General features: G+C 73.0%; 18 protein-coding genes and 1 riboswitch. Of the genes, 16 read left to right on the top strand and 2 right to left on the bottom strand.

All coding sequences use genetic code 11. The annotated features are described in order from the left end of the window. Nucleotides 1–161: 161 nt before the first annotated feature. The 13 genes from OG992_RS09315 to OG992_RS09255 all read left to right on the top strand — a co-directional run bounded on the left by OG992_RS09315 (nt 162) and on the right by OG992_RS09255 (nt 15,216). Nucleotides 162–1,436, top strand: coding sequence for an adenosylmethionine--8-amino-7-oxononanoate transaminase (locus OG992_RS09315; protein WP_266302994.1), 1,275 nt, complete (start codon nt 162–164; stop codon nt 1,434–1,436). A gap of 73 nt (nt 1,437–1,509) precedes the next feature. Continuing rightward, nucleotides 1,510–2,346: an orotidine-5'-phosphate decarboxylase gene (pyrF, locus tag OG992_RS09310; protein WP_091401910.1), complete on the top strand. Its 837-nt coding sequence runs from the start codon at nt 1,510–1,512 to the stop codon at nt 2,344–2,346. 178 nt (nt 2,347–2,524) lie between these two features. After that, a complete protein-coding gene (mihF, locus tag OG992_RS09305; RefSeq protein WP_030335662.1) occupies nt 2,525–2,842 on the top strand; it encodes an integration host factor, actinobacterial type in 318 nt (105 codons plus the stop codon). Between the two features lie 25 nt (nt 2,843–2,867). Continuing rightward, nucleotides 2,868–3,401 carry a guanylate kinase gene (locus OG992_RS09300; RefSeq protein WP_238686205.1) on the top strand — a complete coding sequence of 178 codons (534 nt, stop codon included), beginning with the start codon at nt 2,868–2,870 and terminating at the stop codon, nt 3,399–3,401. A gap of 64 nt (nt 3,402–3,465) precedes the next feature. Next, on the top strand, nt 3,466–3,729 hold the full coding sequence (rpoZ, locus tag OG992_RS09295; protein ID WP_030335666.1) for a DNA-directed RNA polymerase subunit omega: 264 nt from the start codon (nt 3,466–3,468) through the stop codon (nt 3,727–3,729). 14 nt (nt 3,730–3,743) lie between these two features. Continuing rightward, complete coding sequence (gene coaBC / locus OG992_RS09290) at nt 3,744–4,952, top strand: bifunctional phosphopantothenoylcysteine decarboxylase/phosphopantothenate--cysteine ligase CoaBC (protein WP_238686204.1); 1,209 nt, start codon at nt 3,744–3,746, stop codon at nt 4,950–4,952. 87 nt (nt 4,953–5,039) lie between these two features. Continuing rightward, the gene (gene metK / locus OG992_RS09285) at nt 5,040–6,233 is read left to right on the top strand and encodes a methionine adenosyltransferase (protein WP_266302993.1); all 1,194 of its coding nucleotides are present in this window, start codon (nt 5,040–5,042) and stop codon (nt 6,231–6,233) included. A gap of 59 nt (nt 6,234–6,292) precedes the next feature. Next, nucleotides 6,293–8,203 carry a primosomal protein N' gene (locus OG992_RS09280; protein ID WP_323181815.1) on the top strand — a complete coding sequence of 637 codons (1,911 nt, stop codon included), beginning with the start codon at nt 6,293–6,295 and terminating at the stop codon, nt 8,201–8,203. A gap of 257 nt (nt 8,204–8,460) precedes the next feature. Then, nucleotides 8,461–9,444, top strand: coding sequence for an AAA family ATPase (locus OG992_RS09275; RefSeq protein WP_238686781.1), 984 nt, complete (start codon nt 8,461–8,463; stop codon nt 9,442–9,444). A 280-nt stretch (nt 9,445–9,724) separates the two neighbouring features. Next, nucleotides 9,725–12,208, top strand: a complete 2,484-nt coding sequence (locus tag OG992_RS09270) for a tetratricopeptide repeat protein (protein ID WP_266302992.1) — start codon at nt 9,725–9,727, stop codon at nt 12,206–12,208. A gap of 85 nt (nt 12,209–12,293) precedes the next feature. Continuing rightward, the gene (gene def, locus OG992_RS09265; protein WP_091401921.1) at nt 12,294–12,851 is read left to right on the top strand and encodes a peptide deformylase; all 558 of its coding nucleotides are present in this window, start codon (nt 12,294–12,296) and stop codon (nt 12,849–12,851) included. Nucleotides 12,852–12,856: 5 nt separating this feature from the next. After that, nucleotides 12,857–13,783, top strand: a complete 927-nt coding sequence (gene fmt, locus OG992_RS09260) for a methionyl-tRNA formyltransferase (protein ID WP_266302991.1) — start codon at nt 12,857–12,859, stop codon at nt 13,781–13,783. Between the two features lie 80 nt (nt 13,784–13,863). After that, nucleotides 13,864–15,216, top strand: a complete 1,353-nt coding sequence (locus OG992_RS09255) for a transcription antitermination factor NusB (RefSeq protein ID WP_323181948.1) — start codon at nt 13,864–13,866, stop codon at nt 15,214–15,216. Between the two features lie 74 nt (nt 15,217–15,290). Here the strand turns inward: OG992_RS09255 and OG992_RS09250 are convergent, their stop codons facing one another. Both OG992_RS09250 and OG992_RS09245 read right to left on the bottom strand, forming a co-directional pair. Beyond that, a complete protein-coding gene (locus tag OG992_RS09250) occupies nt 15,291–16,181 on the bottom strand; it encodes a septum formation family protein (RefSeq protein WP_238686784.1) in 891 nt (296 codons plus the stop codon). Nucleotides 16,182–16,263: 82 nt separating this feature from the next. Further along, nucleotides 16,264–17,154: a septum formation family protein gene (locus OG992_RS09245; RefSeq protein ID WP_266302989.1), complete on the bottom strand. Its 891-nt coding sequence runs from the start codon at nt 17,152–17,154 to the stop codon at nt 16,264–16,266. Between the two features lie 254 nt (nt 17,155–17,408). Here OG992_RS09245 and rpe point away from each other — a divergent pair, with 254 nt between their 5' ends. From rpe to ribD, 3 genes are all read left to right on the top strand, one after another. Beyond that, nucleotides 17,409–18,089, top strand: coding sequence for a ribulose-phosphate 3-epimerase (gene rpe / locus OG992_RS09240; RefSeq protein ID WP_238671589.1), 681 nt, complete (start codon nt 17,409–17,411; stop codon nt 18,087–18,089). A gap of 1 nt (nt 18,090) precedes the next feature. Next, on the top strand, nt 18,091–19,047 hold the full coding sequence (locus tag OG992_RS09235) for a response regulator (protein ID WP_238686775.1): 957 nt from the start codon (nt 18,091–18,093) through the stop codon (nt 19,045–19,047). Nucleotides 19,048–19,125: 78 nt separating this feature from the next. Next, nucleotides 19,126–19,296: riboswitch (FMN riboswitch) on the top strand. 168 nt (nt 19,297–19,464) lie between these two features. Further along, nucleotides 19,465–20,526, top strand: coding sequence for a bifunctional diaminohydroxyphosphoribosylaminopyrimidine deaminase/5-amino-6-(5-phosphoribosylamino)uracil reductase RibD (ribD, locus tag OG992_RS09230; protein WP_238686774.1), 1,062 nt, complete (start codon nt 19,465–19,467; stop codon nt 20,524–20,526).

The raw sequence follows: 20,526 nt of genomic DNA, 5'->3' as shown, positions 1-20,526 counted from the left end.
GTTGCCCCTTTGCTCTGCACCCGCGGGTGCACCACCCGGTGCGCGACACCCGGCCACCGGGTGTCGCGTCCGCGGGTGCAGAGCAAAGGCAGCGGAGGAGAGGTTCGACCCGGCCGCAGGACGTCCGCCGTCCGGACCGCTTGAGGCGCAGAGGAGTACGCGTGACACCCGAGGAGATCCTGGCCGCTGACCGGGCGCACGTCTGGCACCCGTACGCCGCGCTGCCGCCGGCCAACCCGCCGTACGTGGTGGGCGGCGCCGAGGGGGTACGGCTCACCCTGGCCGACGGGCGGGAGTTGGTGGACGGGATGTCGTCCTGGTGGGCGGCGATTCACGGGTACCGGCACCCGGTGCTGGACGCGGCGGTGACCGACCAGCTCGGCCGGATGAGCCACGTGATGTTCGGCGGGCTCACCCACGAGCCGGCGGTGCGGCTGGCCCGGACCCTTGTCGAGCTGACCCCGGATGGCCTGGAGCACGTGTTCCTGGCCGACTCCGGCTCGGTCAGCGTCGAGGTGGCGGTGAAGATGTGCCTGCAGTACCAGCGGGCCGTCGGGCGCCCCCAGCGGCGCCGGTTGGCGACCTGGCGGGGTGGCTACCACGGCGACACGTTCCACCCGATGAGCGTCTGCGACCCGGAGGGCGGGATGCACCACCTGTGGGGCGACGTGCTGCCCCGGCAGGTGTTCGCCCCGGTGCCGCCGGGCGGCTTCACCGATCCGCCCGACGACGCGTACGTGGCGGCGTTGGTGGAGACGGTCGAGCGGCACGCCGACGAGTTGGCCGCCGTGATCGTCGAGCCCGTCGTCCAGGGCGCCGGCGGGATGCGCTTCCACCACCCGGGTTACCTGCGGGTGCTGCGCGAGGTGACCCGCGCGCACGGGATCCTGCTGATCTTCGACGAGATCGCCACCGGGTTCGGCCGTACCGGCGAGATGTTCGCCGCCGAGCACGCCGGTGTGACGCCGGACGTGCTCTGTGTGGGCAAGGCGTTGACCGGCGGGTACCTGACCCTCGCGGCGACAGTGTGCACCGCGGAGGTCGCCCGGGGCATCTCGGCGACCGGCGTGCTGGCGCACGGGCCCACGTTCATGGGCAACCCGTTGGCCTGCGCGGTGGCGAACGCCTCCATCGGGCTGCTGCGGGCCGGAGACTGGGCCGGCCAGGTCGCCAGGGTCGGCGCGGGCCTGCGCGCCGGTCTGGAGCCCCTGCGCGGCACGCCGGGCGTGGCCGATGTACGGGTCCTCGGCGCGATCGGTGTGGTCCAGCTCGATCACGAGGTCGACCTCGGCGCCGCGACCGCTGCCGCTGTCGCCCAGGGGGTGTGGCTGCGTCCGTTCCGCGACCTGATCTACACGATGCCGCCGTACGTCACCGACGACGTCGACCTGGCCCGGATCGCGGCCGGGGTGGCGGCGGCGGTGTCGGCGGGCTGAGTCGGCCCGGCCACCGGGTCGACGGGTTACCCGGGCGGGTCGGCCGCCCGGACGAGAAGAGGGGAACACTCCGATGGAGAGCTTCGGTACCCGGCTGCACCGGGCGATCACCGAGCGGGGCCCACTCTGTGTGGGCATCGACCCGCATCCCGGTCTGCTGGCTCAGTGGGGCCTCCCGGACGACGTTCAGGGGCTCGACCGGTTCAGCCGGACCGTGGTGGAGGCCCTCGGTGACCGGGTTGCGGTAGTCAAGCCTCAGTCGGCCTTTTTCGAGCGGTTCGGGTCCCGAGGTGTGGCGATTCTTGAGTCAACTATCCGACAGTTACGAGATGCTGGCTCGCTCGTTCTGCTCGACGTCAAGCGCGGCGACATCGGCTCGACGGTGAGCGCGTACGCCGCCGCGTACCTTGATCCATCCAGCCCTGTGTATGTCGACGCGGTCACCGCGAGCCCTTACCTCGGGGTCGGTTCGCTGGCGCCGATGTTCGAGCTGGCCGCCGAGCACGGCGGCGGGGTGTTCGTGCTGGCCCTCACCTCCAACCCCGAGGGTGCGGCCGTCCAGCGGGCCGTCACGGCCGACGGCCGCACCGTGGCGCAAACCGTGATCGACGAGATTTCCCAGCTCAACAGGGGTGCGTCACCGCTCGGGAGCTTCGGTCTGGTGGTCGGCGCGACCATCGGTGACACCGGTCACGACCTCTCCGGTGTGGGCGGCCCACTGCTCGCTCCGGGGCTCGGCGCGCAGGGTGCCGGCGCCGCCGATCTGCGTACCGTCTTCGGTTCCAGCCTCGCCTCGGTGCTCCCGTCGTACTCCCGGGAAGTGCTCTCGGCAGGCCCTGATGTGGCCGCGCTGCGGGCCGCCGCGGACCGCGTGTTGGTCGACTGCCGGGCCGTCCTGCCTGCCCGGTGACTGACTGACGGGTCGGTCACTCTACGGTGATCATGCGGCCCCCACGTTGCCGAAAGCTCCGTTGGCCGCTAGTTTTCCCCGCGCTGGGAACCATGGACCCCTTGGTTCACAGCGACACCACGTTTCACAGATGCGGCGGTGCGCCCCGCCCGCCGCGATAGGGACCTGAGGAGAACTGGTGCCGCTCCCGTCACTGACCCCCGAACAACGCGCTGCCGCGCTCGAGAAGGCCGCGGAGATCCGCAAGGCCCGTGCTCAGCTGAAGGAGCAGCTCAAGCAGGGCAAGACCACCCTCGGTGCCGTCCTCGAGCGGGCCGAGAGCGACGACGTCGTTGGCAAGCTCAAGGTGTCGGCCGTCCTGCAGGCCATGCCGGGCATCGGCAAGATCCGGGCTACCCAGATCATGGAGAAGCTCAAGATCGCCGACAGCCGTCGCCTGCGTGGCCTCGGCGAGCAGCAGCGCAAGGCACTGCTTGGAGAGTTCGCCGCCAACTAAACCTGGCAGCGTGTAGAAACAAGCAGTGAGCACGGATGACGAGGCGCGCCCGGCGACTCGGCTCACTGTCCTGGCTGGACCTTCGGGTTCCGGCAGGGAGAGTGTCGTCGAGCTCGTCCGGGCGCGTTCTCCGTCCGTGTGGATCCCGGTCGCGGCGACCACCAGGCCGCGCCGGGAGTCGGAGATCGACGGGGTGGACCGCGTCTTCCTCGCCCCCGCCGAGTTCGATCGACGGATCGTCGACGGCGAGCTGCTGGAGTGGTCCCGGATCGGATCGCACCGCCGGGGCACCCCGTACCCGCCGCTGCGCGCCCGGCTCGACGCCGGGCAGCCGGTGCTGCTCCCGCTCGATCTGCGCGGCGTCCCACTGGTCCGGGCGCGCCTGCCCGATGCCCGGCTGGTGTTGCTGAGCCCACCCGGGTACGCGCCCGACGCCACGGTGGCAGCCACCGTCGAGCACGCGCTGGCCCACGACCACACCGAACGGGTGGTCGAGGAGCTGGTAGGCTTACTCGGTTCTTCTTATCCGGATCCGACCTGGTCGCGCCTGCGTGGCTGACGGTCGGCCGCCGTTGAGACTCAGCACCGCGTCCGCGCGGCTCGAAAGACGCAGAGGTTAATTCGTGGGATCCATCGCCAACCCCGAAGGCATCACCAACCCGCCGATCGACGAGCTCCTCGAGAAGACGACGTCGAAGTACGCGCTGGTCATCTTCGCCGCCAAGCGCGCGCGCCAGGTCAACGCCTACTACAGCCAGCTCGGTGAGGGTCTGCTGGAGTACGTCGGCCCGCTCGTCGAGACCACCCCGCAGGAGAAGCCCCTCTCCATCGCCATGCGCGAGATCAACTCGGGCCTGCTCACCGCCGAGCCGACCGACCAGCCGTAAGCCCCCGCTGGCCGATGTCCGCCTCGATCGTCCTCGGGGTCGGTGGCGGCATCGCCGCCTACAAGGCGTGCGAGCTGCTGCGACTCTTCACCGAATCGGGTCACCGGGTTCGGGTCGTGCCAACCGCGTCGGCGCTCCGCTTCGTTGGAGCGCCGACCTGGGCCGCGCTCTCCGGTCAACCGGTCGCCGACGACGTCTGGACCGACGTCCACGAGGTGCCGCACGTCCGCCTCGGTAAGCAGGCCGACCTGGTGGTGGTCGCGCCGACCACCACCGACCTGCTCGCCAAGGCCGCCCACGGCCTCGCCGACGACCTGCTGACCAACACACTGCTGACCGCCCGCTGCCCGGTCCTGCTGGCCCCGGCCATGCACACCGAGATGTGGGAGCACCCCGCCACCGTGGCCAACGTCGCCACGTTGCGCTCCCGGGGGGTCCGGGTCATCGAGCCCGCCGTCGGCCGGCTCACCGGCGCCGACACCGGCAAGGGTCGGCTGCCCGACCCGGCGGAGATCTTCGCCGTCGCCGGTCGGCTCCTGGCCCGCGGTGACTCCGCCCCCGCCGACCTGGCCGGTCGCCGGGTGGTCGTCACGGCCGGCGGCACCCGCGAGCCCCTCGACCCGGTGCGTTTCCTGGGCAACCGCTCGTCGGGCAAGCAGGGGTACGCGTTCGCCCGCGCGGCGGTCGCGCGGGGTGCCCGGGTCACAGTGATCTCGGCAAACGTCGGCCTCGCCGACCCGGCCGGGGTCGACCTGATCCGGGTGGGCACCACCGCCGAGTTGCGGGAGGCGACAGTCAAGGCCGCCGTCGAGGCCGACGCGGTGGTGATGGCGGCGGCTCCGGCCGATTTCCGGCCCGCGACGTACGCGACTGGCAAAATCAAGAAGTCGGACGACGGTGTCGCACCCACCATCGAGCTCGTCACGAACCCGGACATCGCGGCGGAGCTCGGCCAGCGCAAGAGACCAGGGCAGGTGCTGGTGGTGTTCGCCGCCGAGACCGGCGATGCCGAGGCCAACGGCCGGGCGAAACTCGCCCGGAAGCGGGCCGACCTGATCGTGGTCAACGAGGTCGGTCCAAACCTGGTCTTCGGTGCCGACACCAACACGGTGACGGTCATCGGCGCGGACGGCTCGGTCAGTCGGCTGCCCGAGCAGGCCAAGGAAGCCGTGGCCGACGCCGTGTGGGATCTCGTCGTGGCGCGGCTGCCTGGCCGCTCCTGACGGGTGGAACAGGGCGCGACCGATCCCGACACCGGCCGCAGTGGTGATTAGACTGCCGCGGAACGACCTCATACGCTTAGGAGTGCCGTGACACGCCGTCTCTTCACGTCCGAATCGGTCACGGAAGGCCACCCGGACAAGATCGCTGACCAGATCAGCGATGGCATCCTCGACGCGCTGCTGACCGAGGATCCCCACAGCCGTGTGGCAGTGGAGACCATGATCACCACCGGTCAGGTGCATATCGCCGGCGAGGTGACCACCAAGGCGTACGCCGACATCCCGACGATCGTCCGCCGGACCATCCTCGACATCGGTTACGACTCGTCGAAGAAGGGCTTCGACGGCGCCTCCTGCGGGGTCAGCGTCTCCATCGGCGCCCAGTCCGAGGACATCGCGCAGGGCGTGGACAACGCCTTCGAGCTGCGCACCGGGGCGTCGGAGAGCGCGCTGGACGCGCAGGGCGCCGGCGACCAGGGCATGATGTTCGGCTTCGCCTGCTCGGAGACGCCCGAGCTGATGCCGCTGCCGATCGCGCTCGCGCACCGGTTGGCCCGTCGCCTCTCGGCGGTGCGCAAGGACGGCACGATCCCGTACCTGCGGCCGGACGGCAAGACCCAGGTCACCATCGAGTACGAGGGGCTGCGCCCGGTCCGGCTGAACACCGTTGTGGTGTCCAGCCAGCACGCCGCCGACATCTCGTTGGACTCGCTGCTCACTCCGGACGTGCGCGACCACGTGATCGCCCCGGAGCTGGAGAGCCTCGGCCTGGACACCGACGGCTACCGGCTGCTGGTCAACCCGACCGGCCGGTTCGAGATCGGCGGCCCGATGGGCGACGCCGGGCTGACCGGCCGCAAGATCATTGTCGACACCTACGGCGGGTACGCCCGCCACGGTGGCGGCGCGTTCTCCGGCAAGGACCCGTCGAAGGTGGACCGCTCGGCCGCGTACGCGATGCGCTGGGTTGCCAAGAACGTGGTCGCCGCCGGCCTGGCCGAGCGGTGCGAGGCGCAGGTCGCCTACGCCATCGGCAAGGCGCACCCGGTGAGCCTGTTCATCGAGACGTTCGGCACCGAGGCCGTGCCCGTCTCCTCGATCGAGAAGGCCGTCACCGAGGTGTTCGACCTGCGTCCGGCCGCGATCATCCGGGACCTCAATCTGCTCCGCCCGATCTACCAGCAGACCGCCGCGTACGGCCACTTCGGCCGGGAGCTGCCGGACCTGACCTGGGAGAGCACCGACCGGGCCGCCGACCTCAAGTCGGCCGCGGGAGCCTGACCGCCACCAAGCGCAGCGACCGGCGACCCGCGGACGGGTCGCCGGTCGCGCGCGTCTGCGTGGACGTTCCACTGGCGCACCTGGACCGGCCGTTCGACTACCTGGTGCCGGCCGAGCTGGACGAGGTGGCGGTGCCCGGTACCCGGGTGAAGGTGCGCTTCGCCGGGCAACTCGTCGACGGGTGGTTGCTGTCGCGCGCCGACGACTCCGGGCACACCGGCCGCCTCGCGTACCTGGAGAAGGTGGTCTCCCCGGAGCCGGTGCTGGCCCCCGAGGTCGCCCGGCTCGCCCGGGCGGTCGCCGACCGGTACGCGGGCAGCCTCGCCGACGTGCTCCGGCTCGCCGTGCCACCGCGGCACGCGCGGGTGGAGAAGGAGCCCCACGACGAGCCGCCCGCCCCGGCGGCCCCCACCGGGGCGGTCGATCCGCGCGGGTGGCGCGACTACCCGACCGGTCCGGCGCTGCTGCGGGCGCTCGCCGACGGCCGGGCGCCCCGCGCGGTCTGGTCGGCGCTGCCCGGTGAGGACTGGGCGGCCCGTTACGCCGACGCGGTGGCGGCCACCGTCGCCAGTGGTCGCGGCGCGGTGGTCGTGGTGCCCGACGCGCGTGACCTCGACCGCCTCGACGCGGCGCTCACCGGCGTGCTCGGCCCGGGGCGGCACGTCAGCCTCTCCGCCGCGCTCGGCCCGGCCCGGCGGTACCGGGCGTTCCTCGCCGCTCGCCGTGACCAGGTGCCGGTGGTGATCGGCACCCGGGCGGCCATGTTCGCCCCGGTGGCCCGGCTCGGCCTCGTCGCCGTCTGGGACGACGGTGACGACCTGCACTCCGAGCCCCGGGCGCCCTACCCGCACGCCCGCGACGTGCTGCTCACCCGCGCCCACCTCGCCGAGGCCGGCGCGCTGGTCGGCGGGTACGCGCGCACGGCCGAGGCGCAGCTGCTGGTGGAGACGGGCTGGGCCCCGGAGGTGGTCGCCGACCGAGCCACGGTGCGGGCGCGGATCCCGGCCATCGCGCCGACCGGGGACGACCCGCAACTGGCCCGCGACCCCGGGGCCGCCACCGCCCGGCTGCCCAGCCTGGCCTGGACGGCTGCCCGCGACGCGCTCCGCCAGGACCTGCCGGTGCTGGTGCAGGTGCCCCGTCGCGGTTACCTCCCGTCGATCTCCTGCGCCGAGTGCCGCACGCCGGCCCGCTGCGCGCACTGCGCCGGCCCGCTCGCGCTGCCCTCGGCCGGGGGCACCCCGGCCTGCCGGTGGTGCGCCCGGGTGGCTGCCGCGTACGCCTGCCCGGAGTGCGGTGGGCGGCGGCTGCGGGCCGCGGTGACCGGCGCCCGGCGGACCGCCGAGGAGCTGGGCCGGGCGTTCCCCGACGTGCCGGTGCGCACCTCGGGGCGCGAGGAGGTGCTGACCGACGTGCCCGGCGGCGCGGCCCTGGTGGTGGCCACCCCGGGCGCCGAGCCGGTCGCCGAGGGCGGTTACGGCGCGGTGCTGCTGCTCGACTCGTGGGCCCTGCTGACCCGGGCCGACCTGCGCGCCGGCGAGGAGGCGCTGCGCCGCTGGCTGGCGGCGGCGGCGCTGGCCCGCCCGGCGCCGGCCGGCCGGGTGGTGGTGGTCGCCGACGGCGCGCTCGCCCCCGTGCAGGCGCTGCTGCGCTGGGACGCCGGCTGGTTCGCCGGTCGGGAGCTGGCCGAGCGCCGTGAGCTGGGCTTCCCTCCGGCCGTGCGGATGGCGAGCGTCACCGGGGCGGCCGAGGCGGTGGCGGACCTGCTGGCGGCGGCCCGGCTGCCGGACGACGCCGAGGTGCTCGGGCCGGTGCCGGCCGAGGAGGGCCGAGAGCGGATGTTGGTCCGGGTGCCCCGGGCCCGGGCCGCCGCGCTCGCCGAGGCGTTGCACTCGGCCGCTGGCGTCCGGGCCGCTCGCAAGGCGGCCGATCCGGTTCGTCTCCAGGTCGATCCGCTGAGCCTGTTCTGAGGCGTTTCGGCCGGTGCCGACGGTCACGGACCTCGCCTGCTGCCAGGGGCCCTCGCACACCGCGTCCGGCAAAGCGGTGGCGCCCGAGTGGTAGCATCGCCCGTCATGCCAAGGCGTACGACGGGCTCCAGGTTACGAGGGGGCGTCAGCCGCGCCGAGCTGGAGCCGCCGCGGGATGGCGCGACGATGGCGGAAACGCGTCGGTCGGGCGCGAGGTCGATGATGTCAATGAGCCGGTGATCAGGGGTGGACCAGTCGTGACCGTTGGACAATCGATCGTCTTCAACGGCGACCTCGGCAGCGGCAAGAGCACCGTGTCGGTCGAGATCGCCAAGCGGCTCGGCATGCGCCGGGTCAGCGTGGGGGACCTTTACCGGGAGATGGCGCAGCAGCGGCAGATGACCGCGCTGCAGCTCAACCTGCACGCCGAGCTCGACCAGGCCGTCGACGGCTACGTCGACCAGCTCCAGCGGGACATCGCCGCCTCCGGTGAGCGTCTCATCATGGACTCCCGGCTGGCCTGGCATTTCTTCACCGACGCGCTCAAGGTGCACATGATCACCGAGCCGGGTGAGGCGGCCCGCCGGGTGCTCGCCCGCCCCTCCGGGCCGGCGGAGAGCTACGCCTCCCTGGACGAGGCCAAGGCCAAGCTCCGGGAGCGCAGCGCGAGCGAGCGCAGCCGGTTCATCATCCGGTACGGGGTGGACAAGGCCCGGCTGCGCAACTATGACCTGATCTGCGACACCACCCGGGCGTCCGCCAGCGAGGTGATCGAGCACATCGTGGCCGCGTACGAGGGCACGCTCGGCGCCGAGGTGCTGCGCGACGCGCCGCCGCTGCTGCTGCTGGACCCGGCCCGGGTCTACCCGACCGAGGACATCGCCACCCTGCGCGGTCTGTGGGACACCGACTTCGTCGGTGGGGTGGCCGAGGCCGGCGACGAGGCCCTCGAACCGCTGAAGATCGGGTTCACCGGCGAGTACTTCTTCGTCGTCGACGGTCACCGCCGCCTCAGCGCCGCTCTGCAGAACGGGTTCTCGATGGTGCCCGCCCAACTGGTCGCCGAGGTCGACGAGCCGGTAGTGGGCGGGATGAGCGCTATCGACTACTTCGCCGCTCAGGTGCGCCCCGGCCTGATCTACGACTGGGAGGCGGCTCACAAGATCCAACTGCCGCTGCCCGAGCCCGCGCTGCTCCGCGGCGACGCGGTGCTCGCGGGGGACCCGGGCGCCAGCGTCTGAACCCAGCGTGAGGCCGGGCCCACGCGCGGGTGGGCGCGCCGTCTCGGCCACCGAGTCGTACGGCGGTCGCCGAGACGGTTCAGCCGAGGATGACGCCTGAGGCTCAGACTTCGGCCATGCCCTCGTGCATCCGCCAGGCCCAGACCCGACGGGCGGTCACGTCGCCGGTACCGGCGACGTGGAACTGTCATACATTGGCAGCCGTCTATCGAGCCGTGACGGCCCGGAATTACCCTGCCCGTGCGCATCCGGGGGGCCGGATGACCGGGGTGGGGGTCGCATGTCTGAGCAGTGGATACCTTCCGGCACTCATCAGACGTCACACGGGTCACCCGAGCTGGCCCGCGCCGGCACCGAGGTGCGGACACTGCCCGAGTTGGCCGGGTTGCTGCGCCAGCTACGCCGCCGCGAAGCCCGTCAGCAGGGCGAGACCCTGCTGACGTACCGGCAGTTGGCCGCGAAGACCGGCTGGTCGCGAGGGATCATCGGGGAGTACTTCGCCGGCAACGTCCTGCCGCCGCCGGAGCGGTTCGACGCCCTCATCCGACTGCTCGGGGCCACCCCCGCCGAACAGGGAGTGCTGGCCACCGCGCGGGACCGGGTCGAGGAGCGACGTCGACGCCCGAACCGCGACCACGCCACCACCGGGCGGGCGGTGGCACGGGCCAGGGCCGGCGGCCCGCGCGCCGGGGCCACGTCCCTCCGGTTCCCGATACCCCGCCAACTACCCCCGGCGCTGCCCGGCTTCGTCGGACGGGCAGCTCAACTCGCCCAGCTCGATGCCGAATGCGCTCGCGTCGTGGCACCCGGGGACGACGGCGCGGCGTCAGTCACCGTCATGACGTTGTCCGGTACGGCCGGGGTCGGCAAGACGACCCTCGCGGTCACCTTCGCGCACCGGGTCGCCGATCGCTTCCCGGACGGGCAGCTCTACGTCGACCTGCGTGGGTTCGACTCCACCGGAACGGTGGTGACGGCCGTCGAGGCGATCCGAGGCTTCCTGGAGGCCCTCGAGGTACCACCCGAACGCATCCCCACCCACCTGCCCGCGCAGGTGGGCCTCTACCGCAGCCTGCTCGCCGGCCGCCGGATGCTGGTGCTGCTGGACAATGCCCGCGACGCCGACCAGATCCGACCGCTGCTGGTCGGCAGCCCGCACTGCCTGGTCCTGGTGACCAGCCGCAATCGGCTCGCCGGGCTGATCGCCGCCGAAGGCGCCCGGCCGATCGGCGTCGACCTGCTCAGCACCCCGGAGGCCTGGCAACTGTTGGCCCGGCGGCTCGGCACGGACCGGTTGACGGCCGAACCGCAGGCGGTGGACGAGATCATCGAGCGGTGTGCGCGGCTGCCGCTGGCGCTGGCCGTGCTCGCCGCGAGAGGTGCGGAGAAGCCGACGTTCCCGCTGGCCACCCTCGCGGCCGAACTGCGGGCGGCGCCGCGACCGCTGGACTCGTTCGACGGAGGGGACGCCGGCACCGACGTGCAGGCCGTCTTTTCCTGGTCGTACCGGAGCCTGACCCCGGCGGCGGCCCGCCTGTTCCGGCTCTTCGGCTGCCATCCCGGACCGGACATCGGGTTCGCCGCAGCGGCCAGTCTGGCCGGGCTGCCCCGGGCCCGGGTGCCCCGGCTGCTGGCCGAGCTGGCCCACGCGCACCTCGTCACCGAGCACGCCCCCGGCCGGTTCGGCGCCCACGACCTGCTCCGGGCGTACGCGGCCGAGCAGGTCGAACGTCTCGAACCGGAGCACGCCCGGCGGGCCGCGATCCGGCGCGGGCTGGACCACTACCTGCACACCGCCCACGCGGCGGCGCTGCTGCTGCAACCGGGACGGGACCCGGTCACCCTCACCGCCGCCGCGCCGGGTGTGCTGCCCGAGGAGATCAGCGACCTCGGTCAGGCGCTCGCCTGGTTCGGCGTCGAGTATCCGGTGCTGCTGGCGGCGGTCGCCCACGCGAGGCGGGCCGGGTTCGACGGCCACGCGTGGCAGCTGGCCTGGACCCTGGTGGACTTCCTGCAACGCCGGGGGCGGTGGCCGGACCTGGCCGTGGCCCAGCGCAACGCCCTGGCCGGGGCGCAGCGGGCCGGCGACCGACCCGGGCAGGCGAACGCCCACCGCGACCTCGCCCGGGTGCTGTCCCGGCTGGGTCGGGTGAACGAGGCGGCGAGGAACTACCGGCAAGCCCTGGCGATCTTCGCCGAGCTGGGCGACCACACCGGGCAGGCGCGCACCCACCGGGCGTTCGGCGCGATGCTCGACGGGCTCGACCGGCACGCCGAGTCGCTGGAGCAGAGCGAGCGGGCCCTGGCGCTGTACCGGGCCGCCGGGCACGTCGCCGGGGAGGCCAGCGCCCGCAACGCGGTGGGGTGGGCGTACGCCCAGCTCGGCCGGTACGAACCGGCGCTCGGGCACTGCCGGGAGGCGTTGGCGCTGCTGCGGACGACAGGCGACCGGCACGGCGAGGCGAACACCTGGGACAGCCTCGGCTTCATCCACGCCCGACTGGCCGACCACCGAGCGGCGATCCGTTGCTTCCAGCGTGCGATCGGGCTGTACCGGCGGGTCAGCGACCGCTACGACGAGGCGGACACCCTGTCCCGGCTCGGCGAGAGCCGGCAGGCGGTGGGGGACGCGGTCGGCGCCGCGCGTACCTGGCGGCGGGCCCTGGTCATCCTCGACGATCTCGGCCACCCGGACGCCGAGCGGGTACGGGAGCTGTTGACCGGGGAGCCCGGCGGTGACGCTGGGCACACCGTCGGCGGTTGAGCGAGGTGCGCCGCCCGGCGCCCGGCCGGGCACTCCGTAGACTGGTACGGCACCGCTCGTCCGCCCGAAGAAGGAGCCGTCCCGCGTGACCGTCCAGCCCATCCGTCTGTTTGGGGATCCGGTGCTGCGCACGCCGGCCGATCCGGTCGTCGACTTCGACGCCGAGCTACGTCGGCTGGTCGCCGACCTCACCGACACGATGCGTGAGCAGAACGGCGCCGGCCTGGCCGCGCCGCAGCTCGGTGTGAGCCTGCGGGTGTTCACCTTCGACGTCGACGACGTCCTCGGGCACCTGATCAACCCGGTGCTGGAGTTTCCCGACGAGGAGGAGCAGGACGGCCCGGAGGGCTGCCTGTCCATCCCCGGGCTCTACTTCGACACCAAGCGTCGGCAGAACGTCGTCGCCAAGGGCTTCAGCTCGTTCGGCGACCCGATGCAGATCGTCGGCACCGGCCTGATGGCGCGCTGCGTGCAGCACGAGACCGACCACCTCGACGGGGTGCTCTTCCTGGACCGACTGGACCCGGAGGGGCGCAAGGAAGCCATGAAGGCGATCCGCCAGGCCGAGTGGTACGACGCGGCGGCCCCGCCGACTGTCAAGCTCAGCCCGCACATCAGCGACCCCTTCGGTCTGGGGCGCTGACCCGGATGCGCGTGATCTTCGCCGGTACGCCGGCCGTCGCCGTTCCCGCCCTGGCCGCCGTCGCCGCCTCCCGACACGAGCTGGTGGCAGTGGTCACCCGGCCCGACGCGCCCGCCGGGCGTGGGCGGGGCCTGTCCCGCTCGCCGGTCGGCGCGTGGGCCGACGAGCACGGCGTCGAGGTGCTCTCGCCTGCCCGCCCCCGCGAGCCGGAGTTCCTCGACCGGCTGCGCGAGCTGGAGCCGGCCTGCGTGCCGGTGGTCGCCTACGGCGCGCTGGTGCCGCCGGCGGCCCTGGAGATCCCCCAGCACGGCTGGATCAACCTGCACTTCTCCCTGCTGCCCGCGTGGCGTGGCGCCGCACCCGTGCAGCACGCCGTGCTGCACGGCGACGAGCTGACCGGGGCCAGCGTCTTCCAGCTGGAGGAGGGCCTGGACACCGGCCCGGTCTACGGCACGCTGACCGACGAGATCCGCGCCACCGACACCTCCGGTGATCTGCTGGGTCGGCTCGCCGACTCCGGTGCCGGGCTGCTGGTGGCGGTGCTCGACGCGATCGCCGACGGCACCGCCCGCGCCGAGCCGCAGCCGGCCGACGGGGTGTCGCTGGCGCCGAAGCTGACAGTGGACGACGCGCGGGTGCGCTGGAGCGACCCGGCCTTCGCCGTGGACCGGCGGATCCGGGCCTGCACGCCCGCGCCGGGTGGCTGGACCACGTTCCGCGACGAGCGGGTGAAGCTCGGCCCGGTCGTCCCGGTGCCCGACGGCCCCGAGCTGAAGCCGGGGGAGTTGCTGGTGGAGAAGTCCCGGGTGCTGGCCGGTACGGCGACAGTGCCGGTACGTCTCGGCGAGGTCCGCGCCGCGGGCAAACGGGCGATGGACGCGACCGACTGGGCGCGCGGCGTCCGGGTCGGCACTGGAGAGGACTTCGCGTGACGGCACCGGAGGGAACCCGACCGACGCGCTCCGGCCCGTCGACCGGCCGTGGCGGGGATCGCCGCCCGGTCCGACCACCGCTGGACCGACCGCGTCGCGCCGCGTACGAGGCGGTGGCGGCGGTGCATCGGGACGACGCGTTCGCCAACCTGGTGCTGCCCATCATCCTGCGGGAGGAGGGGCTGTTCGGTCGGGATGCGGCCTTCGCCACCGAGCTGACCTACGGCACCCTGCGCCACCTGGGCACGTTGGACGCGATCCTGACCGACGCGGCCGGCCGGGACGTGGCCCGGATCGACCCGCCGGTACGCGACGCGCTGCGGCTCGGGGCGTACCAACTCCTGCACACCCGGGTGCCGCCGCACGCCGCGGTCTCGTCGACTGTGGACCTGGTCCGTTCGGTCGCACCGGGCGCTACCGGTTTCGCCAACGCGGTGCTGCGCGAGGTGTCCACCCGTGACGCGGACGCCTGGGTGGCGAAGCTCGCCCCACCGATGGAGACCGACCCGGTCGGGCACCTCTCGTTGGCGTACAGCCACCCGCAGTGGATCGTGCGGGCGTTCTCCGAGGCGCTCGGCGGCGATCTGGGTGAGACGGAGCGCCTCCTGATCGAGGACAATGAGCGACCGCCGGTGCACCTGTGTGCCCGGCCCGGCCTGATCGACCCGGTCGAGCTGGCCGACCAGGTCGGTGGAGCGCCCGGTGCCTTCTCGCCGTACGCCGTCTATCTGCCCGGCGGGTCGCCGGGCGACATCCCGGCGGTGGTCGACGGCCGGGCCCACGTCCAGGACGAGGGCTCCCAACTGGTGGCCACCGCGCTCGCCGACGCACCGCTGGACGGCCCGGACGGGCGGTGGCTGGACCTGTGCGCCGGCCCGGGTGGCAAGGCCGGGCTGCTCGGCGCGCTGGCCGCGCAGCGGGGTGCCCGGGTGACAGCGGTGGAGGTGGCCGAGCACCGCGCTCGGCTGGTCTCCCTGGCGACCCGGGACCTGCCGGTGGCGGTGCTGACGATGGACGGCCGTGAGGTCGGCGGGGACCCGAAACTGCCGGAGGAGCACTTCGACCGGGTGCTGGTCGACGCACCGTGCACCGGGCTGGGGTCGCTGCGTCGTCGGCCGGAGTCGCGCTGGCGTCGCCAACCGTCGGACCTGCCGCCGCTGACCCGGCTGCAACGGGAGCTGCTCGGCGCGGCGCTGCGGGCGGTCCGCCCGGGTGGCCTGGTCGCCTATGTCACCTGTTCGCCGCACACCGTCGAGACGCACGTGACGGTGACCGAGGCGGCCCGCCGTAGCGGGGTCGCTGTGGACTTCGTGGACGCCCGCCCGCTGCTGCCGGCCGGCATGCCCGGTCTCGGTGACGGGCCGACCGTGCAGCTCTGGCCACACCGCCACGGCACCGACGCGATGTTCCTCGCCGTCCTGCGCCGAGGCTGATCCGTTCCACGCGTCCGGCCGGTCAGCCGACCGGCCGGACGCGGTGCGATCACGCTCGGCTCGACCGCCACGCCCTAGGTGACCGGGAGGCCCTTGGTGCCGGCGTTCTTCATCGAGCGGGTCAGGTTCCGGTCGGAGATCCAGAGGAAGCACTGCACGCCCCGGTTCCCGTTGCGCCACTCCTCCTCGTACGGCTGGTAGTAGATCGTGCCGGCGCGGAAGTCGAGCTGGGAGTTGTCCGGGACCTTGGCGTACTTGGCGATCATCGTCTGGCAGGCCCGGTGGGTCCGCTTGGTGCTGCGGGTGAACTCGGCGTAGCTGGTGTTCGGCGCCTGCCAGACGCCGACGAACTCGGCGTGGTGCTTGGCGGTGCAGGAGACCGGGGCCATCTCGTCGATGTCGTCCTTGACCAGCTTCGGGTTGAAGCAGCGGTACGCCAGCGGGGCCGCTCCGGACAGCGCGCCCTTGAGGCTGCCGGTGCGCAGGTCGACGGCGGTGTCGTCGATGCTGGCGATCTCGGTGACGTCGCAGCGGTACCAGCGGGCCCCGCCCGACCAGGCCTGCGGCGACGGCAGCACGACGGTCAGGCCGAGCCGCCCGGAACGCCAGTCGGCTCCCACCGCCTTGTTGACCGCCGTGTCGCACCCGGTCTGCGCGGCTCGCATGCCGGGCGAGCCGGGCTGCGGGGGCGTGCCACCCTCGGCACCCGGGCCGGTGAGGGTGCCGACGTGCATGGTCTCCACCCGGTGCGCCTCCGTGCACGCCGTCGGGTTGTAGCCAGTCAGGAAGCCGACCTGCTGGGAGCTCTGGTGGCAGACGTCGGCAGCGGGGACGAACTGCTGCGCCGCGACGGGCGCCGGCCAGTCGTCGATGAGGTCACTGTCGACTCCGGCGGGTGCGCCGCACCCGGCCAGCGCCAGGGCCAGCGCCCCACCCCCGGCGAACGCCGCCAACCACCGTCGCATCCCGACCTCCCGCCGCTGCCGGCCCCCGACCGGACCCAGCCGGTCGATAGCGCCACGGCGCAGCAGCATACGGCAACGATGCTCAGATCGCGGGCAGTCCCTCAGGACCGGCGCCGCGCATCGAGCGGGTGAGTTTGCGGTCGTCGCTCCACAGGAAACAGCGCACTCCACGGTCGCCCTCCTCCCACTCCCGTTGCGACGGCGGGTAGTAGATGGACCCGGCCCGGTACGGCAGTTCGCTGTTGTTGGGCACCGCCGCGAACTCGGCGATCAGCGCCATGCAGCGTCGGTGCGCCTGCTCGGCGGACCTGGCGAACTCCGCCCAGCTCATGTCCCGCTCCTCGTAGACGCCCACGAACTCGGCGCGGTGCGGCTCGGTGCAGAGCACCGGCGCCATGTAGTTGAGGTTGTCGCCGATCAGCTTGGGGTCGAAGCAGCGGTGCGTCAGGGGCGTGTCGCCGATCAACGCGCCGCGCAGGCTGCCGGTGCGGTTCACCGGTCGGGTGTTGTCGATGCTGCCGGTCTCACTGAGGTCGCAGCGGAACCAGCGGGCGCCGCCGGCCCAGGCGGGCGCGGACGGCAACGCGAGGGACAGCGCGAGTCGGGCCGTGTGCCAGTCGCCGCCGAGCACCTCCCGGGCCCGCTGGTCGCACTCGGCGCGAGCCGTGCGCAGCGCCGACGATCCGGGTTCCGGTCGGGCCTCGGTCAGCGCGTCGGGCCCGACGAAGGTGCCGACGTGGATGCTCTCGGCCAGGTGGTTGCGCGCGCAGTCCACCGTCTCGTACGTGCTGGCCTGCACGACAGTGGCGATCCGCGGCAGGCAGGTGTCGGTGGCGGGGGTGAACGGCTTCGGAACCCGCAGGGTCGGCCAGTCGTCGGTGAGATCACCGTCCGCGCCTCGCGCCGGCGCGCAGCCGGCCAGCAGCATCGTCGTGACGCTGGCCAGCACCAGCGCAGGAAGCCACCGTCGCATCGTCCGCCCTCCCGGGAGCTGGCGGCCGGTCGCCGCGCCCCGCGGCGAGACCCCGGCGGGCGTGCAGCCTACGGCACCGTCCCGGTTGGAGTGTCGTCGCGTTTCCGTCGATCGGCCAGTGGCTGATGTCTGTTCGTCCGGATTCGGGGGTCCGGAGCGTCCAATTCTGCACCAATGGTCACTGCTGGGTCACAGCGCGTCCCCAAAGGTGGCGCGATGCGGGTGGCGGGTGGCCACGTTCGTACACTGGCCCCGTGACCGTACCGCCGCCGATCGTCGCGCCGAGCATCCTGGCCGCCGATTTCGCCCGCCTCGCCGAAGAAGTCCGCGCCGTCGAGGACGCCGCGGACTGGTTGCACGTCGACGTGATGGACAACCACTTCGTGCCGAACCTGACCATTGGGCTGCCCGTGGTGCAGAGCCTGCGGGCCGTCACGGCGATGCCCTTCGACGTGCACCTGATGATCGAGGACCCGCGCCGGTGGGCCCCCGGGTACGCCGACGCCGGGGCGTACAACGTCACCTTCCACGCGGAGGCGTCCGACGACCCGGTGGCGCTCGCCAAGGACCTGCGTTCGGCCGGCGCGAAGGCGGGCCTGGCCATCGACCGGGACACCCCGATCGAGCCCTACCTGGACCTGCTGCCCAGCTTCGACACCCTGCTGATCATGACGATCAAGGCGGGCTTCGGTGGGCAGCGGTTCATTCCGCAGCTCCTGGAGAAGGTGCGGACGGCCCGGCGGCACGCGTCGGCCGGGCACCTGGAGCTGCGCATCGAGGTGGACGGCGGGATCGCCGCCGACACCATCGAGCAGGCGGCCGCGGCCGGCGCCGACGCGTTCGTGGCCGGCACCGCCGTCTACGGGGCCGCCGACCCGGCGGAGGCGGTACGGCACCTGCGGGCACTGGCGGAACGCGCGGCGCCCGGGGCCTGAGGTGGAGCCCGAGGCCGACCGCAAGGACATCATTCTCGTCGTGGACGACGACGAGGACATCGCTCGGTTCGTCGAGTTCAACCTGCGGCTGCACGGCTTCGAGGTGATCCACGCCAGCGACGGCCAGGAGGCCCTGGAGGTCATCGAGCGCCAGCGGCCGGACCTGGCGGTGGTCGACCTCATGATGCCCCGGATCGACGGGCTGGAGCTGACCCGCCGGCTGCGCGCCGACCCGATGACGTCCGCCCTTCCGGTGATCATGCTGACCGCCAAGGGAATGACAGTCGACAAGGTGCACGGGCTCAGCGCCGGCGCGGACGACTACCTGGTCAAGCCGTTCGACACCGCCGAACTGGTGGCCCGGGTCTCGTCCACGCTGCGCCGCAACAAGGAGTTCCGGGAGGTCTCCCCGCTGACCGGGCTGCCCGGCAACAGCCGGATCCGTCGGGAGATCAGCGATCGGGTCCGAAACGGCGTGGACTACGCCGTCGGCTACGTCGACATCGACCGGTTCAAGAGCGTCAACGACCGGTACGGCTTCGTGCGCGGCGACGACTTCATCTCCGCGCTGGCCCGCAGCCTGCACCGGGCGGTGGTGGGCGTGGGGCTGCCACCGGCCTTCCTCGGTCACGTCGGCGGTGACGACTTCGTCATCGTCTGCGCCCCGGACCAGGTGCGCCCACTGACGTCCCGGGCGGTCGTCGACTTCGAGAACGCCGCCGACACGCTCTACGACCAGACCGACCGGGAGCGCGGCTTCGTCGAGTTGAAGGATCGACGTGGCAACATCCGGCGGGCGGCCCTGGTCACGCTCTCCATCGGGGTGTCCCTCTCCGACGCCGGCAAGCGGTTCACCGACCCGCTCGAAGCGATCGCGGTGGCCTCGGAGATGAAGACGGTGGCCAAGAGTCAACCGGGCTCGTACGTGGCGGTGGACCGGCGTCGCGGCGTCACCTGAGCGTGATAACGCTGTGAAGTAGCTCGCCTAGGTGGCGACGGAGCCGGATCGGCGTGTAAGACTTTCCGGGTACCCACCACGCGCTGGCGGGACTCGGTGAAATTCCGAACCGGCGGTGATCCACGGTCCAACCGTGGTCAGCCCGCGACCCGGACGGCTCTGCCGTCCGGTGGACCTGGTGAAAATCCGGGGCCGACGGTTGGGGGCGGTTCGTCCGCGCCCAGACAGTCCGGATGGGAGACAGCGCGCGGGACGGACGGGTCCGAGCCGGCCGCTGGCTTCAGCGTGCCGTGCCGACCCCCCGGGGGCGGCTGTGCCGTTCCCGGAATCCGCCACCGCCTGCCAGTGGCCCCATGGCCACCGCCTCCCTGACCGCCCGCGCGCGGACCGGGCGAGTGAGAGGGCAGGGGCAGCGCGATGGCCAGCGTCTCCGTTGATGAGGCGATGCGGCGTGCGATCGAGTTGGCAGCGCGCGGGCTCGGCACCACCAGCCCCAACCCCGTGGTCGGGTGCGTGCTCCTCGACGAGGACGGCGAGGTCGTGGGCGAGGGCTTCCACGCGTACGCCGGGGGGCCGCACGCCGAGATCGTCGCCCTGGCGCAGGCCGGGCGGCGGGCCAAGGGCGGCACCGCTGTCGTCACCCTGGAACCCTGCGACCACACCGGCCGCACCGGCCCCTGTAGTTCCGCGCTCGTCCAGGCCGGGGTGGGCCGTGTGGTCATCGCCGTACCTGACCCGAACCCTGTCGCTTCCGGGGGCGCCGCCACCTTGCGCGCCGCCGGGGTCCGGGTGGATCTGGGGGTACGCGGCGAGGAGGCCGAGGCCGGCAACGTCGCGTGGCTGACCTCGATGCGCCGGGGCTGGCCGTACGTGATCTGGAAGTACGCCGCCACGCTCGACGGGCGCTCCGCCGCGGCGGACGGCACCAGCATGTGGATCACCTCGGAGGCGGCCCGGATCGACGTGCACGCGCTGCGCGGCACTGTCGACGCGGTCATCGCCGGGGTGGGCACCGTGCTCGCCGACGATCCCCGGTTGACCGCCCGCAACCTGCGCGACGGCAGCCTGGCCATCCGGCAGCCGCTGCGGGTGGTGGTGGACAGCTCGGGGCGTACCCCGGCTGACGCCAAGGTCCGCGACGGCGCCGCACGCACGTGGATCGCGACCGCCGACGAGGTCGGCGCCGGCCCGGACGGCCGGGTCGACCTGTCGGCGCTGCTCGCGGCGCTGCACCTGCGCGGGGTCCGCGCGGTGCTGTTGGAGGGCGGCCCCCGGCTGGCCGGCGCGTTCCTGAACGCCGGCCTGGTCGACAAGATCGTCGGGTACGTCGCGCCGCGGCTGCTCGGCGCCGGCCCGACCGCGCTGGTCGACGCGGGAGTGACCACCATCGCCGAGGCCATCGATCTGGAGTTCGTCGACGTTACGCAGATCGGTCCGGATCTCCGGATCACCGCTTTGCCCCGCAAAAGGGAGGGCTGA

It is taken from the genome of Micromonospora sp. NBC_00362, from assembly GCF_026342155.1.
Lineage (GTDB): Bacteria > Actinomycetota > Actinomycetes > Mycobacteriales > Micromonosporaceae > Micromonospora > Micromonospora hortensis.
Note: the sequence above shows the minus strand (reverse complement) of the source record. Positions and strands in the feature narration are given on the sequence as shown.

What these genes read in the sequence shown, in the direction of transcription:
- pyrF (WP_091401910.1), top strand. Translation starts at nt 1,510, where the DNA reads ATGGAGAGCTTCGGTACCCGGCTGCACCGGGCGATCACCGAGCGGGGC.
- OG992_RS09245 (WP_266302989.1), bottom strand. Translation starts at nt 17,154, where the DNA reads ATGCGACGGTGGCTTCCTGCGCTGGTGCTGGCCAGCGTCACGACGATG.
- fmt (WP_266302991.1), top strand. Translation starts at nt 12,857, where the DNA reads ATGCGCGTGATCTTCGCCGGTACGCCGGCCGTCGCCGTTCCCGCCCTG.
- OG992_RS09270 (WP_266302992.1), top strand. Translation starts at nt 9,725, where the DNA reads ATGTCTGAGCAGTGGATACCTTCCGGCACTCATCAGACGTCACACGGG.
- ribD (WP_238686774.1), top strand. Translation starts at nt 19,465, where the DNA reads ATGGCCAGCGTCTCCGTTGATGAGGCGATGCGGCGTGCGATCGAGTTG.
- OG992_RS09250 (WP_238686784.1), bottom strand. Translation starts at nt 16,181, where the DNA reads ATGCGACGGTGGTTGGCGGCGTTCGCCGGGGGTGGGGCGCTGGCCCTG.
- coaBC (WP_238686204.1), top strand. Translation starts at nt 3,744, where the DNA reads ATGTCCGCCTCGATCGTCCTCGGGGTCGGTGGCGGCATCGCCGCCTAC.